Genomic DNA, 17,928 nt, shown 5'->3' with positions numbered 1-17,928 from the left:
CGAGGGGTGACGGTTCGAGGGCTGACGGGTCAGGGATCGGGACGGGTGGTCCAGGCTCGTCCTCACATCTCTCACAATGGCCCGAATCGGGCCGCTGCGGTGCGGATCTGTAGGGATCGTGATGTCAGAGCGCCGTCAAGTGTGCCTCTGGTGGTGGTCCTTTGGCTTCTGTCAGCTTTCGCGCTGTGGTTGACGAGTGGAACTGGTCGACAGGGGAAGCGGCGATCGGAGCCTTCGATGGCGACCGTTCGCGGCCGTCGGCCCGCGGCCCGCCGCGCCGGACCTGGCCGCCTTCGGCCGGCGAGCGGCGGCGGGGGCCGCGAGCGCCGCCCGAGCTCGCGTGGCCGCGATGGGCGCGTAGCGGGTGGACGGGGCGCGTATGGTGGCGCGGCGTGGTCACGGGATGCTGCCGGCGACACGGGCGATATACCGGGAAATCGGCTCGTGACACGGCAGGATCCGCATGACAGTCGGCCCGGCGAAGGCCGCCACAGGATCGCTTCGTGAGGACAGCCCGGTGAGGATGGCATCGTGAGGACGGCACCATGAGGATGGGGTCGTGAGGGTGACGGTGCCGCGCGCGGAGTTCGCGGAGGCGGCCGGATGGGTGGCGCGCCACCTGCCAGCGCGGACGGTGCCCGGGCTCGCGGTGGGCGGCGGCGTGCTGGTGGACGCCGCGGACCGGTTGACGCTGTCCGCGTTCGACTACCAGGCGGCCGTGACCGCGACCGTGGACGTGACGGCGACGGTGCCCGGCAGGGCGCTGCTGCCCGGCCGGCTGGTCGCCGAGATCATGCGCAGCCTGCCCGACGAGTCCGTGCGTTTCAGCGTCGACGAGGGCTGGCTGCTGGTGCGTGCCGCCGGCGCCCACTACCGGGTGCCGACCCTGCCGCTGGACGACTACCCGGCGCTGCCCGCGTTCCCGCCGCCGGTCGGCCAGGTGGACACGCTCGGTTTCGCCGCGGCCGTCAGCCAGGTCGTCCCGGCGGCGGCCAAGGACGAGACGTTCCCGGTGCTCACGGCGCTGCGGCTCGAGTTCACCGGCCGCGGCCTCACGCTGGTCRCCACCGACCGTTACCGCCTCGCGGTGCGCACGATCCCGTGGCAGCCCTCGGTGCGGGCACCGGAGGCGGTGGCGCACGTGCCGGCCCGGATGCTTTCGGATCTCGCCCGGATCCCGACCGCCGCGTCCCGGCTGGCCCTCGGCCTCGGCGCGGACGACGACGGCGGCCCGCGGTTCGGGTTGTCGACCGGGTCACGGCGGGTGGTGGTCCGGCTTGTCGACGGCACGTTCCCGCACTACCGGCGGCTGTTTCCCGAATCGGTGCCATTGTCCGCGAGCGCCCAGGTCGCTCCGCTCGCGGCGGCGATCCGGCGGGTGTCGGTGGTCGCGCCGCGCACCGGCCCCGTCGTGCGGGTCACGCTCGCGGCGGGCACCCTGACCGCCGACGTCGGCCCGGACACGGGCACCACCACCGGGAGCGACTCCGACCCGCTGGGCATCGCCTCGGCCACCGACTCGGTGCCGATCGACTACGACGGACCCGAACTGGTCGCCTGGTACAACCCCGGCTACCTGCTGGACGGCCTGGGCGCGGTCGACGGCGACGAGGTGACGATCGGCTTCTCCTCCACCGACCCGGACGAGGCCGCCAGCTCGCCGGCCATCCTCACCGGCAAGGACGACCACGGCTACCGCTACGTCCTCATGCCCGTCGTCCGATCGGGTGGTTCCGCGGAACCGGGATAGGTCTGGCCCGCCGGCGCGACGCCGAGGTCGGCCGGCGCGGCGCCGCGGTAGATGTTGGGGGCCGGGCGGACGCCTGGGGGGAGCATGTCGGCCGCCGCCGCGTTGGCGACGAAGTCGACGAGGGTGGCGCGCAGCTCGCGGGCGGCCCGGGGCGGCTCGACGTCGCGCCTGTGGGCCAGGCCGATCGTCCGGTGCAGGCCGGGAGGGGCGAACGGCGTCGTCCGCAGCGGCTGCCGGAAGGCGACCATGCTCGGGATCACGGCGATCCCGAGCCCCGCCATGACGAAGCCGCAGACGGCGTCCATCTCCCCGCCCTCGACGGCGAACGTCGGATCGAAACCGGCCGCCCGGCACGCGCCCACCGTGAAGTCGCGCAGGTCGTAGCCCCGGCGGAACATCACCAGCGGGCGGTCGCGCAGGTCACTCACGGCCATGCGGGTGGCGCCCACCGGCGGCGGGCCGTCGGGGGAGGAGATGACGACGAGGTCCTCGCGCAGCAGCGGGGTGGTCGCCAGCGCCGGATCGCTGCCCTGCAGCGGCAGGATGATCAGCGCCAGGTCGAGCGCGCCGACGGCGAGCTCGCCGACGAGGTCGCGGGAGCCGCCCTCCTCGACGAGCAGCCGGATGCCCGGGTAGCGCTGGCGGAACAGTCGCAGCACCTCGGGCAGCATCCCGGTGCACAGGCTCGGGGTGGCGCCGACGCGGACCTTCCCGCGGCGCAGATCCGTCAGCTCCTGGACCTCGCGGCGGGCGGTGTCGGTGTCCGCGAGGATCCGTCTGGCCAGCGGCAACAGCGCCTCACCGGCCGCGGTGAGTGTGATATTCCCCCTAGCACGGTTGAATAGCGGGCTGCCGAGCTCGGTCTCCAGCGCGCGGATCTGCGCGGACAGTGACGGCTGGGCTACATGAACGCGCGAAGCGGCCCTGGTGAAGTGCTTTGTCTCGGCTACTGCGACGAAGTAGGCCAGCTGATGCAACTGCACACCAGGACGATAGCTCTGGACTATTGACACGAGCACTTTCATGTCTTGGACCCGTGCTTGGCCGACCCGTACCTTGCTGACTCGTGGCTGTAGCGACTCCGGCGACCCAGGTAGGGCGCACCTCGGCCGTGACGACCGTCTGGCGGTCGAACATCGGCAAGAAGGCAGTGATGGCCGTCACAGGCATCATCATGCTGCTCTTCCTCATCCTCCATATGGCGGGGAATCTCAAGATTTTCTTCGGCAGAGAGGACTTCGACTCCTACGCCCATTGGCTGCGCACGATCGGCACCCCCGTGCTGCACAACGCCTGGTTCCTCTGGATCCAGCGGTTCGTGCTCCTGGTCGCCATCGCGCTGCACGCCGTCAGCGCCTACCAGCTGAGCAGGCGGGACCTGAAGGCCCGCCCGGAGAAGTACGCCCACCGGCTGCGCCCGACCGCGAGCTACGCCACCAACACGATGCGCTTCGGCGGCATCATCATCGGCCTGTTCGTGATCTACCACATCCTTGACCTGACCGCGCTGGTCGCGAACCCGAACGGGGTCGAGGGCGCCGCCTACGACAACGTCGTCGCGGACTTCAACCACTGGTACATCGCGCTCGCGTACATCGTCGCGATGCTCGCCCTGTGCCTGCACATCGCGCACGGCTTCTGGAGCGCGGCGCGCACCCTCGGCGCGGTCACCAGCGCCACCCGCGCGACCGCGTACAAGGCGACTGCCGGCGTGCTCGCCGTCGTGATCACGCTCGGCTTCCTGTCTGTCCCGATCGCCGTCATGGCCGGTTTGGTGGATTGAGCATGTCTGACACCTTCGGATACACGGTCGGCACGGACCTCGCCGACAAGGCCGCCCCGGACGGCCCGATCGAGACCCGCTGGAGCCGGCGCAAGTTCGAGGCGAAGCTGGTCAACCCGGCCAACCGCCGCAAGCACCGCGTCATCGTCGTCGGCACCGGTCTCGCCGGTGGTTCCGCCGGCGCGACGCTGGCCGAGCAGGGCTACCACGTCATCCAGTTCTGCTTCCAGGACTCGCCGCGCCGCGCCCACTCGATCGCGGCGCAGGGCGGCATCAACGCGGCCAAGAACTACCGCAACGACGGCGACTCGGTCCGCCGGCTGTTCTACGACACGATCAAGGGCGGCGACTTCCGCGCCCGCGAGTCGAACGTGCACCGGCTCGCCGAGGTCAGCGTCCAGATCATCGACCAGTGCGTCGCGCAGGGCGTCCCGTTCGCCCGCGAGTACTCGGGCCTGCTCGACACCCGCTCGTTCGGTGGCGTCCAGGTGCAGCGCACGTTCTACGCCCGGGGCCAGACGGGCCAGCAGCTGCTGCTCGGTGCCTACCAGGCGCTGTCGCGGCAGATCGACGCCGGCAACGTCGAGATGCACGCCCGCACCGAGATGCTCGACCTGGTCGTCATCGACGGCCGGGCCCGCGGCATCGTCGCCCGCGACCTGGTCACCGGCGAGGTCTCGACGTACATGGCCGACGCGGTCGTGCTCGCCACCGGCGGCTACGGCAACGTCTTCTACCTGTCGACGAACGCCAAGAACTCCAACGCGAGCGCGATCTGGCGGGCGCACAAGCGCGGCGCGTACCTCGCGAACCCGTGCTACACCCAGATCCACCCGACCTGCATCCCGCGCTCCGGCGACTACCAGTCGAAGCTCACCCTGATGAGCGAGTCACTGCGTAACGACGGCCGGATCTGGGTGCCGAAGAACCCTGGCGACACCCGCAGCCCCGACGTGATCCCCGAGGACGAGCGCGACTACTACCTCGAGCGGATCTACCCGGCGTTCGGCAACCTGGTCCCGCGTGACATCGCCTCGCGCGCGGCCAAGAACGTCTGCGACGAGGGCCGTGGCGTCGGCCCCGGCGGCCTCGGCGTGTACCTGGACTTCGCCGACGCGATCCGGCGCCTGGGCGAGGCCAGCGTCCGCGAGAAGTACGGCAACCTGTTCGACATGTACCAGCGGATCACCGGCGAGAACCCGTACAAGGTTCCGATGCGGATCTACCCGGCGATCCACTACACGATGGGCGGGCTGTGGGTCGACTACGACCTGCAGTCGACGATCCCCGGCATGTTCGTGATCGGAGAGGCGAACTTCTCCGACCACGGCGCGAACCGCCTCGGGGCCTCGGCGCTCATGCAGGGCCTGGCGGACGGCTACTTCGTGCTGCCCCCGATGCTCGGCAACTACCTGGCCTCGAACAAGCTGGCCCCCGTCGACGCGTCCGCCCCGGAGGCGGTCGCGGCGCACACCGAGAGCACCGAGCGGCTCGAGAGGCTGCTCGCGGCGAACGGCGACCGGACCCCGGACTCGTTCCACCGGGAGCTCGGTGAGCTGCTCTGGGACAACTGCGGCATGGCCCGCAACGACGCCGGCCTGCGCAAGGCGCTGGCCCGCATCGGCGAGCTGCGCGAGGAGTTCTGGTCGCGGGTCAAGGTCCCGGGCACGGGTGCCGAGCTCAACCAGTCGCTGGAGAAGGCGAACCGGATCGCGGACTTCATCGAGTTCGGCGAGCTGATGTGCCTGGACGCGCTGCACCGCGCCGAGTCCTGCGGCGGCCACTTCCGGGAGGAGAGCCAGACCCCGGACGGCGAGGCGCTGCGCGACGACGACAGCTTCGCCTACGCGGCCGCCTGGGAGTTCACGGGCGTCGGCAGCTCGCCGGTGCTGCACAAGGAAAACCTCGAGTTCGACGAAGTGCACCTCGCCCAGCGGAGCTACGCATGAAACTCACCCTGCGCATCTGGCGGCAGAGCGGTCCGAACGCCCAGGGCACGCTCGTCGACTACGTGCTGGACGACGTCAGCCCGGAGATGTCGTTCCTGGAGATGCTGGACGTCCTCAACGAGAAGCTCATCCTCGGCGGGGACATCCCGGTCACCTTCGACCACGACTGCCGCGAGGGCATCTGCGGCGCCTGCGGCATGGTGGTCAACGGCGCGCCGCACGGCCCGCAGACCCTGACCACCACCTGCCAGCTGCACATGCGCACGTTCTCCGACGGCGACACGATCGTCATCGAGCCGTGGCGGTCGGCGGYGTTCCCGGTGGTCAAGGACCTGATGGTGGACCGGTCGGCGTTCGACCGGATCATCCAGTCCGGCGGCTACGTCAGCGTCACCACCGGCAGCGCGCCGGAGGCGAACACCCAGCTGGTGCCGAAGCCGGACGCGGACCTCGCGTTCGAGAACGCCGAGTGCATCGGCTGCGGCGCCTGTGTCGCCGCCTGCCCGAACGGGTCGTCGATGCTGTTCGTCTCGGCCAAGGTCTCGCACCTCAACGTGCTGCCGCAGGGCCAGCCGGAGCGCGAGTCCCGGGTGGTGAGCATGGTCGAGCAGATGGACGCCGAGGGCTTCGGCGGCTGCACCAACACCGGTGAGTGCACCAACGCCTGCCCGAAGGGCATTCCACAGGCGAGCATCGCCCGGCTCAACAAGGAGTACCTGCGCGCGTCGCTGGCGCGCCGGCGGTAGTGCCCGCGCGGGTCGCGCGGTCGGTCACCGGCCGCGCGATCCCGCGCGGCGGAACTGCCCGGTCACCCTCCGTGGAGTGGCTGACGCACTGGCCCATGGGTCAGTGCGTCAGCCGCGTCAGGAACCGAGGTGTGACCGGGCTGTTCCTGTCGGGGACGTATCTCTGGCGGCTACTGTCGGTACAGTCGCGTTGTACTGGTTGAGCGACTTGTGAATGTTGAACGAGTTCTTCCGTCGCCGACGGCCACGCGGGCCGCCTCCACGGCCGCGCGCCCGGAGGCCCCCTGCGGTTCGGAGGCTGGATCCCGCCCGTGGCGACTGCTCGGTCCGACGGGTCACCCGTGGCCGACGACAGGCGTGGTTCGCCTGCCGCCGAGACGGCCGACCCGGTCGACGGCGCCATCGCGGCCGGGGACGAGGTCGTCTCCGCGGCGGCGCGGACGGTCGGGGATGACCGCCTCTCACCGCGGGCGCGGCTCGCTCGCCTGGCCGGAGGCCTCGAGGACGAGCCGGAGCGGGCCGCGGAGACGGGGCCCGGTGGCGACGGTGCGCAACGCCCCGCCGACGCACCGGCCACGACCGCCCTACCGCGCCCGCGCCGCAGCCTCGCCGAGGGCGGCGCCAGGGCGGCGCGTGGCACGGCTGCCCGACCAGTTCCGATCACCGAGCCAGGCCGGCCCACGGAGCCGGCCGTGCCCGCGGAGCCGGGCCCGGCCGCGGCGAACGGCGCCGCTGGCGTTGCCCTGGTCGACGCGCCAGCTTCCGTCGATGTCGACAAGGCGGTCAGGGAGTCCGAGCCCGATGACGCGGCGACCGAGCCCGACGACGGAGACGGGGACGGGGACGGCTCGGGCCTTCCACCGGAACTGAGCCCGCGCGGGGAGAACGACGAGCGCCGGCGGCGCGGGCTGGCGAGAGTGCTGCTCCTCGCGCTCGCGGCGATCGTGTCCTGCGCGCTGTTCGTCGTCATCGGCGTCGGCTACGGCGCCACGAGGTACTACGACTCGCGGGTCGACCGGACCGATCTGAGCGACGGCGACGTCGAGGGCACCCGGCCGCCGCAGGTCCCGCATGGCCGGGAGACCTGGCTGCTGGTCGGCTCGGACGTGCGGACGGGCAGCGACGCGGCCAAGGTCGGCGGGGCCCGCTCGGACTCGATGATGATCGCCTACCTCGGCTCCAACGGGAAGACGACGCTGGTCTCGGTCCCGCGCGACCTGAAGGTCAAGATCCYGGCGTATACCGACTCCAAGGGCAAGCGGCACTCCGCGCGTACCGACCGGGTCAACGCCGCGTTCAACTACGGCGGTCCCGCGCTGCTGCTGCGCACGCTGGAGAACGTCACCGACATGCGTATTGATCATTTCGCCGAGATCGACTTCAACGGTTTCAAGCAGATGAGCGACACGCTCGGCGGCGTCGAGGTCTGTATGGTGCAGGACCCCTACCGGGATTCGTTCCTGGATGACAAGGGGCATCGGCGGGTTTCGACGAACCTTGACGACTCGATGGCCGGCTTCCACGGCCAGGCCGGCATGAACCTGCTGGAGGGCGACAACGCCCTCGGTTTCGTCCGGCAGCGTCACGGTTTCGCCAACGGGGACTACACCCGGGTGCAGCGCCAGCAGGCCTTCCTCGCGGCGGTCTTCCGCAAGGTCAAGAGCGGTGGCATTCTCGGCAACCCGGCGAAGCTCACCAGTTTCCTGAACGCAGTCACCGGCTCCGTGGTGGTGGACTCCGAGACCGAGGTGGACGATCTGAAGGTGCTCGCCGAGCGCATGCAGGGAATGAGCACCGGCCAGGTGGGCTTCACCACGATCCCGCTGTCCGGGGCGACCGGAGGCGACGGGCAGGCGTACTACGCGCTTTACGACCCGGCCATGGTGCGCGACTTCTTCCAGGGGATCGTCGCCGAGTCGGGCGCGCCCAGCGACTCCGCCGCGACAGGCCCGGCCGTGCCGTCGGCGGCACCGAGCCCGACGGTCGCCCCGGCCCAGATCAAGGTTCGGGTGCTCAACGGCACCGGGACCAACGGAAGCGCCAAGACGGTGGCGACCGACCTGAAGGCCGCCGGCTACGACGTCGTCAGCTATGACGTCGCCGACAGCCGGAACTACAGCGGCACCGAGGTGCATTTCGCCCCGGGCGACGCCGCGGCCGCGAGCCGGCTGGTCGCCGACGTCTCCGGCGCCCGCGCCGTGCCCGACGGGGGCGCCGGAGCCGGCGCCGGCGAGATCGTCCTCATCGTCGGCGAGGACCTGGTCCAGGGCGACACGGCCGTCGTCGCCACCCCGACGGCCAGTACGGCCACGGCGGACGCCACGGCGCCGGCGCCCTACTACACCCAGGCGCCGGTCTCCGCCGACAGCCGCTGCGTGAAGTAGGCCGGTGAGCCACGCGACCCTGGACCGCCCGGCGCTGCCGCCGGAGCTCGATCCCCGGTCCCGGCGAGGGCGGCGCTCGCTCCTGCGGCGTCTTTCCCTGACCGGCGGCGCGGTGCTGTCCGCGCTGATTCTCGTGATCACCGGCGGTGGCTGGTTCCTCTACGACGCGGCCAACAGAAACGTGCATCACGTCCCGCTGTTCGGCCTGGGGGGTGACCGCCCGGCGCAGGAGTTCGGCGTGGAGAACTATCTGCTCGTGGGCACGGACAGCCGCGCGGGCACCGGCGACGAGTACGGTGGCTCCGCGGTTCTCGGCCAGCGGTCGGACAGCACGATTCTGATTCACATGGCCAAGAACGGCGAAACGACGATGGTCTCGTTCCCGCGAGACACCCTCGTCGTCATTCCCGAGTACACCGACGCGGCCGGCAAGACCCACAAGGTACACAAAAGCAAGTTCAACTCGGCGATCTCCGACGGTGGCCCCTCGCTGCTGGTGAAGATGATCGAGAGCCTGACCGGGATGCGGGTCAACCACTACCTCTCCGTCGACCTCGCGGGCTTCAAGCAGGTCACCGACGCGATCGGCGGCGTCGACGTCTGCGTGACGCCCTCGGACTTCAAGGACCATTTCCAGGACGACGACGGCAAATGGCGCCTGAGCACCAACACCAACGACTCGATGAGCGGCTGGGTCGGCGGCCCGGGCGACGTCCATGTCAACGGCGAGCAGGCGTTGGCGTTCGTCCGTCAGCGGCACGGTTTCCTCGAGGGCGACATCGCCAGGATCAACCGCCAGCAGCAGTTCCTCGGTGCCGTGTTCCACAAGGCCATCAGTGGCGACGTGCTGACAAATCCGATCAAGTCGACGGCGCTCATCCAGGCGGCCGCCAACGCGCTCACCCTCGACGACGACACCTCGCTCGAGGACCTCAAGGCCCTCGGCCTGTCGATGAAGGACATGGCGGGGGCGATGCACGTCGAGACGCTGCCGACGCGCTCGCCAGGACTCGCCGACGGCGGAGATCCGGACCACGGAACGCTGCCCGTCTACGGCGCGGTGAAGCTCTACGACCCGGCCGACCTCGCGAAGATCGTCGTACCGCTGGGCGGGCATGTCGACGGTGTCACTCCCGCTGGCACCACCGCGTCATCCACGCCGGATCCTGGCGCGACCCCGGGTCCTGTCACGATTCCGCCCGCGCAGGTCAGTCTCGATGTCTACAACGGTTCCACGAGGTCCGGCCTGGCTTCGACGGCGGCGACCGCTCTGACGCGCGAAGGCTTCCACGTGGGAAGCACCCTCAACGCTGACCCCCGGAACTACACGACGTCGCGGGTGCTCTACGGACCCGGCCTGCAGCAGGCCGCGTGGACCGTGCAGGCGGCGGTCCCCGGCTCGATCACCCGCGCCGACCCGACCATCACCGGCATCCACCTCATTCTCGGCGCCGAGTACACGACCGTCGTCTCCCCGACGACCGCGGGCGCCACGCCCGCCGCCGGCACGGCACCCGCCGCCCCGCAGGGCCCACCACCACCCCCCGACTGCACCCTGTAGCCCGCGGCGCCCGGCGGACCCGTCCCGGCGCGCGGGTGGTCTCGTCGGCTGGTCGCGACGACGGTTCAACCGCGTTACGGTGTGGTCATCTACCGGCGGTGGACCCTGGCCTGGGTCAGGTATGCACGTCGGACCGGGGCGAGCGAGAGGAATCCGCCATGGCCGACGTTCCCGACGCGCTGTCCGCCGAGCAGATCACCGACGGGCTGGGCGGCCTGCCCGAGTGGTCGCTCGCGGACGGAATGATCCGCCGCACGGTGACGGCGCCGACCTTCCTGGCCGGCGTCGAGCTGGTCCGGCAGGTCGCAGAGGTGGCCGAGGGCATGAACCACCACCCGGACATCGACATCCGTTGGCGGCGGGTCACGTTCGCGCTCGCGACCCACGACGCCGATGGCATCACGTTCCTCGACCTGGAGCAGGCTCGGATCATCGACGGTCTCGTCGCCGAACTCACCGTGGCTGACGGCGCCAGCTGACGGTTCCCGCGGACGGCATCCACCGACGGCGGCGACAGGCGGCGGCGACAGGCGGCGGCGACAGGTGGCGCTGACGACGGCCCTGACGGTCGACGCCGCTGATGGCTGGTACCCCGCGCCCCCCCGGGAGAGCGCGGACCGAGAGATCGTCCGCCTGCAGGCAAAGGGGCGTCATGGGCGGATGGCCGCGGTCGCCGGCAATGACCACCGCCGAGCCCTCCGCTGCCACTGTACGTGCACGGACTTTTTCGRCCAGATGGGCCACGGGTGGGCGGCGTCGTCGGGCAATGGCTCGCCGTAGCCGGTCGCGGACGGTGTTGTCCCGCCGCTGTTAATGCCAGATGACGTACCTGAATCGCCGCCGACCGCATCGGTGTATCCACCGCATGTGCGGCTACTGTGAACCGTCTGTGCGGTATCTCTGCGCACGGAATCAACTCACGGAACCAACTCGTGGAAACCGGTCGGCCGGACAACGGCCGAGGGGGCCGGCGGCTAGGGGRACGACATGGGGGCGAGTTCGCGCGAACCGGGGGAGGAGCCCACCGGGCGGGATTCGGCGCGAAGCCAAATCTACACGAGTGTGGAAGACAACCGCTACTCCGTTGTAGACAACGGTCTGCGGGATCTCGACCGTACTAGTACTTCTTCCGGGGCCGGCTCTGGTTCTTCCGGGGCCGGCTTGTCGTCGTCATTCGTCGACAGTGGTCTCGAGGATCTCGGTGACTCCGGCGGTTCCTCGGAACCCTGGCCGGGCATGTCGTCGTCCTCGAGCCCCCCGCCCGCCGGGCACTCGCGGCGCCGCCATGCCGCGGCGGCCGGCGGGACGCCCCGGCGGCATGACTCGACAGGCGTGCGGCCCGGCCGGCGGGACACCGCGGCCGGCCGGAGCGCCGAGGGCGGCCCGAGCGGCCAGGGCGCCTCGGCCCGCGAGGCCGACCACGGCGGCGAGGCCCGGGGCGGCACCCGGCCCGGTGGCTACAACCCGGCGCTCGACGGGCTGCGCGCCATCGCGGTCCTGTGCGTGCTCGGCTACCACATGGCGGCGCTGGGCGGCGGCTACCTCGGGGTGGACGTCTTCCTCGTACTGAGCGGTTTCCTGATCACCGGCCTGCTGCTCGCAGAGCGGGACCGGACCGGCGGAATCTCGCTGAAGGCTTTCTACGTCCGGCGGGCCTTCCGCCTGATRCCGGCGTACTACGCGTTCGTCGTGGCCGGCGCCGTGCTGGTCGTGCTGCTCAAGACGCGCGCCGACCAGCTCGACTTCCTCGACAACGCCCTCACCTCCCTGCTGTACGTCAACGACTACTTCCGGGTGCTGCGGCCCGACTCYGGCGGTGCCTGGTTCGGGCACGTGTGGTCGCTGTCGCTGGAGGAGCAGTTCTATCTGCTCTGGCCGGTCGCGCTAGTCGCGATCTGCCGCCGCGAGGCGCTCGCCCGCCGGCTGCCCGGGATCCTGTTCGGCGGTGCCATCGTGGTCTGCGTCTGGCGGGCCATGCTCGCCGACCTCGGCGCCTCCGGCAACCGGACCTACTTCGCGCTGGACACCAGGTCCGACAGCCTGCTGATCGGCTGCGCGCTCGCGGCCTGGCTGCGCGCGTCGCGGCTGGCGGCACGGCGCAGCGAACCACAGGCGGGCGGCGCCACCGGCACCGGGACAGAGACAGGCGGGCGGGTGCTCGCGCGCATTCTGGCGGCGCTGCCGGTCGCCGGGCCGCTCGCGCTCGCCGCGCTCGCCGTGGCTGTGCTGACCGTGCCCGATAACGGCGCACGCACGACGATCATGGACCGGGGTGGCTTCACCGGTGTCGCGCTGCTCGCCGCGGCACTCATCCTCGCGCTGGACCAGGGCAGGCCCGCGTGGCTCTTCCGGTCGATCGGGTGCCGCCCGCTCGCCTGGCTCGGCCGGATCTCCTACGGCTTCTACCTGTGGCACTTCCCCGTCACCGGGTTCGCGGGCGACAAGCTGGTCGCGCGGCTCGGCCGCGGCCCGGCGACGGTGGCCGCCGGCGTACTGGCGATCGGCCTCGCCGCGGCGTCGTACTACCTGCTCGAGCGTCCCGTCCAGCGCCGGCGGCCGAAGTGGGCGTCCGGCCGGTCCGCTCCCGCCCGGGCGGCGGGGACCGCGGTGCTGGCGGGGACCGCGATGCCGGGGGTGCCAGCGATACCAGGGGTGCCAGCGGCCCGCCCGGCGTCCGTGGCCATGTCCGTCGGCGAGACAACCGTGCGCCTGTCGGGGCCTGTCGGGCCTGTCCCTGTCTTCAGCGAGACCACCCTGCGCCTGCGTCCGCGCCGGCGTGGAGACGCCGGCCAGGAGCGCCAGCCGTAGCGGTATGACAGCGCAGGCGCAGGCGCAGGCGCAGGCGCAGGCGCAGGCGCAGGTGCTGGTGGGCGTGGGCGTGGGCGGTGGAGCGGTAGCCGTGGCGGTAGGTGGCGGTGCGGGCACGGATGGCGGGTGAGTCCACCCACATCCGTGCCCACAGTCGTTCCGGTGCCACCTCGCGCCGGGAGCATGGTCGTCCGTGTCCGCCCTTGTCGTCCTGCTGGTGGGCCTGGCGGCGGGGATCGCCTTCCGGCGCACCGGCAAGGCCAGCGTGGACACGCAGCACGCCGTCACGTTCTGGGTGCTCAACATCGCGCTCCCCGCGCTCGCGTTGCGGGTGATGCACGAGGTTCACTTCCCCGGCAGCATCGTCGCCGTCGTCGCGATGCCCTACATCCTGTTCGCCGTCTCGGCCGGCCTCTACATGGCCATCGCCCGGCCGCTGCGGCTCGGCCGGGAGGCGGTCTACGCGCTCGTCGCCACGACCGCCGTGGCGAACACGTCCTTCGTCGGCATCCCGATGGTGACCGCGTTCTTCGGCGCGGGCGACGTGCCGATCGCCGTCCTCGTCGACCAGCTCGGCTCGTTCGTCCTGCTCAACACGGTCGTGACCACGCTGGTCGCGGTCGCGGCGTCCGACGGGACCCGGGTGGCGCCGCGTGAGATCGCCCGCCGGATCCCGACGGCGCCACCGCTGCTCGCGCTGGTCACCGGGCTCGCGCTGCGGCCCGTCGGCTACCCGGGCTGGCTGACCGAGGTGCTCACCCGGCTGGGCGACACGCTCACCCCGCTGGCGCTGTTCGCGATCGGCCTGCAGCTGGAGGTGAGCGCGGTCCGGCGGTGGTGGCGCGAGCTGGTCATCGGCCTCACCGTGAAGCTGCTGGTCGCGCCAGGGCTGGTGATCGCCGGTTACGCGCTGTTCGGCGCGCTGGGGGACCGGGCGCTGCGGGTCACGCTGTTCGAGGCGACGATGCCGCCGATGGTCGCGGGCGCTCTGATGGCCTCCCGGCACGACCTCGCGACACCGCTGCCGAGCATGCTCGTCGGTGTCGGCGTGCCCGTCTCGATCCTCACCTGCGCCGGCTGGTCCTTCCTCCTGCACCTGTAGGCATGCCCACCCTGTGGACCCGTCCTCCCGCGCCCTGTAGGCCGTCCTCCCGCCCCTGTGGTCCATGCCGGTGCCTCGTGTCACAGGCGGGAACCGGCCTGAACACTGAAGGAGCGGAAGGTGACATCTTCGCCGCCCTTGTCCACGGATGCCCCTGGCTGGTAACAATGGCGCCCGCTGCTCCGCGTACGCCGCTTCGAGGCATGGCATCTCGGGCCGGGCGGTGACGGCACGTCCGGCTGGTCACGGTGCCGCCGGATCCAGACGAGGAGGATGCGGCGATGGTCGGTGGGTGGCGGGCTCCGGCGCGCATGGTGTTGGCGGCCGGGGCGGCGGGCGTGCTGTTCGTCGGCGCCGCGGCCTGCGGCGGAAGCGACGACGACGGCGCGCCCGCCGCGGCGACGAGCGCCCCCGCGGTGGCGGCGACCAGCGCCGCGCCCGCGGCCGCGCCGCTGACGATCCTGGTGACCAACGACGACGGTGTCGGCGCCGCCGGTATCGACGCGGTCGCGAAGGCCCTCGCCGCCCTGCCCGCGGTGACGGTGCGGATCGTCGCGCCCGCCACCAACCAGAGCGGAACGGGCGGCAAGACGTCGCCGCAGCCACCGGCGCACCACGACGCGACCACGGCGAGCGGCACCGCCGCGACCGCCGTCGACGGCTTCCCGGCGGACAGCGTCAACGTCGCCCTCGACACCCTCGGGGTGAAGCCGAACCTGGTCGTGTCCGGCATCAACCAGGGCCAGAACCTGGGCCCGGTCGTCGACCTGTCCGGCACCGTCGGCGCCGCCCGGGCAGCCGCCACCCGTGGCATCCCGTCGATCGCCACGAGCATGGGCCTCGGGTCGGCCTTCGACTACGCGCAGGGCGCCGATCTCGTCGTCGCCTGGGTGACGAAGCACCGCGGCGAGTTCACTGGCACGGGCTCCGGCACGGCGCTGGCCAGCATCCCGAACCTGAACATCCCGAACTGCGGTACCACCAAGATCCGCGGCGAGCGTGAGCTGCCGACCGAGCCGACGCTGACGGACATGTCCAAGGCCCTCACGAACGGCCAGGACTGCTCGTCGACCGAGACCCCGGCTGACGAGGTCGCGGCCTTCAACGCCGGCTTCGCGACCCTTACCTCGATCCCCGTCAAGCCCGCGTCCTGAGCCAGCCAAGCCATACCTGGACCGGCGCCGCGCCGCGGCAGGCCACGTCGGCCGGTCGCGGCGCGGCTGGCGCCGCCGATCCGCCGCGACGCGAGTTCTGGAGGCGCGAGTTGTGGGTGGGCAGCCCCATGCCCTCGGCGAACCACGCCGGGTTGTTGTAGGCGCCGGCGATCCCGGCCACTGCCCGCAGCCGCGGATCGGTCGCCGCCGCCCGGACGGCATAGCCGCCGCCCAGGCACACGCCGACCACCGCCAGCCTTTCCTCGTCGATCTCGGGACGGGCCGCGAGCAGGTCCACGGCGGCCCGCAGGTCGGCGAGCTTGCCCTGGCTGTCCTCATGGCCCCGGCGTCCGCCGCTCTCGCCGAAACCTCGGTGGTCGAACGCGAGGGTGGCGAAACCGGCGGCGGCGAGCCGGTCGGCGTACCTGCCGACGACCTGCTCCTTCACGCCGGTGAACGGGCCGGTCAGCACGACGCCGACGGCGCGGGCGCCAGCGGGCGCCGCGTCATCATCATCGACGGGATTGGCGGCGTCGGCGGGCAGACGGAGCTCGCCGACGAGGGGGATGCCCTCGGCGGTGAACTCGACCCGCTCGACGTCGACACGACCGGTGCCGGTGCCGGTATCGGTGCCGGTGCTGGTGGTCTGTGTGCTCAGGGTGGAGCTCATCGGCGTCCTCGTCTGCGCGGCCGGAGGAACCGGCGCGAATGGCAGGGAATCGGCGGACAGGAGTCGCCGCGCCGTCACCGTAGGGCGCACCCGGGCGCGTCGGCCAGAAGGAACCTGCGGGTGCCTATGGACAGCTCCGGGCGGAACCAGGAGCAGTCGGACGTCGACGCCCGCCCGCGCCGCCGTTTTCCCAGGGCGGCGACCGCGAGATGCTGGGGACCGTCAAGCCCTGGATCCAGGCGGAGGAGCGGTCATGGCCCTTGTGGTCCCGGACGTGCTGGAGGAGTCCTGCGCGACCCGGCAGGCGCTGGAACGGCTCGCGGCGAAGTGGCGGGTGCTGGTCGTCTACACGCTGCTCGCCGGGCCGCGGCGGCACGCCGAGCTGCGCCGCCGGCTGCCCGGCATCACCCAGAAGGTGCTGACCGAGACGCTGCGCGGGATGGAGTCGGACGGGCTGGTCGCACGCACCGTCCTGCGCGAGGCCGCGCCCCAGCACGTCGAGTACGCGCTTACCGACCTCGGCCTGACCCTGCGTGAGCCACTGGCCGCCATCTGCGCGTGGGCGCTGGAACATCCGACTCCAGCTCCCGCTCCAGCTCTGGCCTCGGAGACAGAGACGGAGGCGGAGCCGGGCGCGGCGGGGGCGCGGAGCGGGGAGTCTCGGGCGCTCTCGCACGCTGCTGACGGTCCTGTCGACCGGGGCTAGGGTGGGTTGGATGCCACATCTCCGGGGGTTCGGGCCAGGCGGGTTGCGTCGGATGGTCACCCGGGGGTGACGTTCAGCCCATTTAGCTGGACGTCCGAAAGTCGGCCTTCCAAGCAGAGGAAAGTGGATGGCCCGGCTGAGGTTGGCATGAACGAGGAACCCGGGACAGTGCGCGCGAGCGGAGGAGGACTCCTGGTGGACGGCGAGCAGGTCGAGCTGTCGGCGGTCGAGCGGTTGGGTGTCGTCGGCTGCGGCCTGATGGGGTCCGGCATCGTCGAGATGGCCGCGCGGGCAGGCGTGGACGTGCTGGTGCGCGAGATCGACGCCGGCGCGGTGGAGGCCGGGCGGGCGCGGGTCGGCTCCTCGCTGGACCGGGCGGTCAAGCGCGGGAAGCTGTCCGCCGAGGACCGGGACGCGACCTGGGGCCGGGTGGCCTTCACGACCGACCTGGGTGACTTCGGCGACCGGCAGCTGGTGATCGAGGCGATCGCCGAGAACGAGCAGCTCAAGACCGAGATCTTCTCGACGCTCGACAAGGTCATCGCCGCTCCTGAAGCGATCTTCGCGTCGAACACGTCGTCTATCCCGATCATGAAGCTGGGCATGGCGACGAGCCGGCCGGAGCGGGTCATCGGGATCCACTTCTTCAACCCGGTGCCGGTGATGCCGCTCGTCGAGCTGGTCCCGTCGCTGCTGACCGCCGACGCCACCAAGGACAGTGCGCGGGCCTTCGTCACGGGTCCGCTCGGCAAGCAGGTCATCTCGTCGCAGGACCGCGCCGGTTTCGTCGTGAACGCGCTGCTCATCCCGTACCTGCTGTCGGCGATCCGGATGTTCGAGTCCGGCTTCGCCTCGGCCGACGACATCGACAGCGGCATGGTGCTCGGCTGTAGCCACCCGATGGGCCCGCTGCGGCTGTCCGACCTGATCGGCCTGGACACCGTCAAGGCCGTCGCCGAGTCGATGTACGACGAGTTCAAGGAGCCGCTGTACTCGTCGCCGCCGCTGCTCGCGCGGATGGTGGACGCGGGCCTGCTTGGCAAGAAGAGCGGCCGCGGCTTCCACGACTACCGCGGCTGACACGCCGCGCCGCCGGACCGGCCGCGGGGGGGAGCGCCGTGGCCGGCCTGGGTGGCTCCGGGGTAGTCCTGAGCGGCCCCCGATAGCAGGGCGAAGGCTTCACGAGCGAAGCAGGAAGAAGGCCGAAGGTGGACTCCACGTTCGATCTGTACCGGCTGCCGGACGAGCATGTCGCGCTGCGCGAGGCGGTGCGTGACCTCGTCGAGAAGGAGATCGTCCCGCACGCGGCGGACGT

At 71.5% G+C, this 17,928-nt stretch carries 14 protein-coding genes; 12 read left to right on the top strand and 2 right to left on the bottom strand.

The annotated features are described in order from the left end of the window. Nucleotides 1-559: 559 nt before the first annotated feature. A complete protein-coding gene (gene dnaN / locus BL253_RS34790) occupies nt 560-1,750 on the top strand; it encodes a DNA polymerase III subunit beta (RefSeq protein WP_076821944.1) in 1,191 nt (396 codons plus the stop codon). On the opposite strand, the gene BL253_RS34785 is transcribed toward dnaN, so the two are convergent. Continuing rightward, nucleotides 1,699-2,733 (bottom strand): LysR family transcriptional regulator, encoded by a 1,035-nt coding sequence (locus BL253_RS34785; RefSeq protein ID WP_076821942.1) that lies wholly within the window; start codon nt 2,731-2,733, stop codon nt 1,699-1,701. The two genes, dnaN and BL253_RS34785, sit on opposite strands and share 52 nt — an antisense overlap. Before the next feature lie 128 nt (nt 2,734-2,861). Between BL253_RS34785 and BL253_RS34780 the strand changes: the two genes are divergently transcribed. From BL253_RS34780 to BL253_RS34735, 9 genes are all read left to right on the top strand, one after another. Next, complete coding sequence (locus BL253_RS34780; protein ID WP_338013768.1) at nt 2,862-3,533, top strand: succinate dehydrogenase cytochrome b subunit; 672 nt, start codon at nt 2,862-2,864, stop codon at nt 3,531-3,533. A 2-nt stretch (nt 3,534-3,535) separates the two neighbouring features. Further along, the gene (locus BL253_RS34775; protein WP_076821939.1) at nt 3,536-5,482 is read left to right on the top strand and encodes a fumarate reductase/succinate dehydrogenase flavoprotein subunit; all 1,947 of its coding nucleotides are present in this window, start codon (nt 3,536-3,538) and stop codon (nt 5,480-5,482) included. Further along, nucleotides 5,479-6,228 (top strand): succinate dehydrogenase/fumarate reductase iron-sulfur subunit, encoded by a 750-nt coding sequence (locus BL253_RS34770; RefSeq protein WP_076821937.1) that lies wholly within the window; start codon nt 5,479-5,481, stop codon nt 6,226-6,228. Before BL253_RS34775 ends, BL253_RS34770 begins: the two co-directional genes overlap by 4 nt. Nucleotides 6,229-6,539: 311 nt before the next feature. Next, on the top strand, nt 6,540-8,612 hold the full coding sequence (locus tag BL253_RS44980; protein ID WP_131831653.1) for an LCP family glycopolymer transferase: 2,073 nt from the start codon (nt 6,540-6,542) through the stop codon (nt 8,610-8,612). A gap of 4 nt (nt 8,613-8,616) precedes the next feature. After that, a complete protein-coding gene (locus BL253_RS34760; RefSeq protein ID WP_076821934.1) occupies nt 8,617-10,173 on the top strand; it encodes an LCP family protein in 1,557 nt (518 codons plus the stop codon). 158 nt (nt 10,174-10,331) lie between these two features. Then, nucleotides 10,332-10,652, top strand: a complete 321-nt coding sequence (locus BL253_RS34755) for a 4a-hydroxytetrahydrobiopterin dehydratase (RefSeq protein WP_076821932.1) — start codon at nt 10,332-10,334, stop codon at nt 10,650-10,652. Between the two features lie 757 nt (nt 10,653-11,409). Beyond that, nucleotides 11,410-12,981 carry an acyltransferase family protein gene (locus tag BL253_RS34745; RefSeq protein WP_081438997.1) on the top strand — a complete coding sequence of 524 codons (1,572 nt, stop codon included), beginning with the start codon at nt 11,410-11,412 and terminating at the stop codon, nt 12,979-12,981. 193 nt (nt 12,982-13,174) lie between these two features. Then, nucleotides 13,175-14,083, top strand: a complete 909-nt coding sequence (locus tag BL253_RS34740) for an AEC family transporter (RefSeq protein WP_076821927.1) — start codon at nt 13,175-13,177, stop codon at nt 14,081-14,083. A 281-nt stretch (nt 14,084-14,364) separates the two neighbouring features. Beyond that, a complete protein-coding gene (locus BL253_RS34735) occupies nt 14,365-15,237 on the top strand; it encodes a 5'/3'-nucleotidase SurE (protein ID WP_076821925.1) in 873 nt (290 codons plus the stop codon). Here the strand turns inward: BL253_RS34735 and BL253_RS34730 are convergent. Continuing rightward, entirely contained in the window at nt 15,221-15,907 is a 687-nt protein-coding gene (locus BL253_RS34730) for an alpha/beta hydrolase (protein ID WP_081438995.1), read from the bottom strand. The genes BL253_RS34735 and BL253_RS34730 overlap by 17 nt on opposite strands. A 253-nt stretch (nt 15,908-16,160) precedes the next feature. Between BL253_RS34730 and BL253_RS34725 the strand changes: the two genes are divergently transcribed. Both BL253_RS34725 and BL253_RS34720 read left to right on the top strand, forming a co-directional pair. Beyond that, entirely contained in the window at nt 16,161-16,613 is a 453-nt protein-coding gene (locus tag BL253_RS34725) for a winged helix-turn-helix transcriptional regulator (protein ID WP_076821923.1), read from the top strand. Nucleotides 16,614-16,805: 192 nt separating this feature from the next. Next, complete coding sequence (locus BL253_RS34720; RefSeq protein ID WP_081438996.1) at nt 16,806-17,693, top strand: 3-hydroxybutyryl-CoA dehydrogenase; 888 nt, start codon at nt 16,806-16,808, stop codon at nt 17,691-17,693. The last annotated feature ends 235 nt before the right edge of the window (nt 17,694-17,928 follow it).

This window comes from Pseudofrankia asymbiotica, assembly GCF_001983105.1.
Taxonomy (GTDB): Bacteria; Actinomycetota; Actinomycetes; order Frankiales; family Frankiaceae; genus Pseudofrankia; species Pseudofrankia asymbiotica.
This window is presented reverse-complemented; position numbering and strand designations above follow the sequence as displayed.

Coding starts and splice junctions, on each gene's coding strand:
- BL253_RS34775 (WP_076821939.1), top strand. CDS start 3,536: ATGTCTGACACCTTCGGATACACGGTCGGCACGGACCTCGCCGACAAG.
- BL253_RS34755 (WP_076821932.1), top strand. CDS start 10,332: ATGGCCGACGTTCCCGACGCGCTGTCCGCCGAGCAGATCACCGACGGG.
- BL253_RS34735 (WP_076821925.1), top strand. CDS start 14,365: ATGGTCGGTGGGTGGCGGGCTCCGGCGCGCATGGTGTTGGCGGCCGGG.
- BL253_RS34730 (WP_081438995.1), bottom strand. CDS start 15,907: ATGAGCTCCACCCTGAGCACACAGACCACCAGCACCGGCACCGATACC.
- BL253_RS34725 (WP_076821923.1), top strand. CDS start 16,161: ATGGCCCTTGTGGTCCCGGACGTGCTGGAGGAGTCCTGCGCGACCCGG.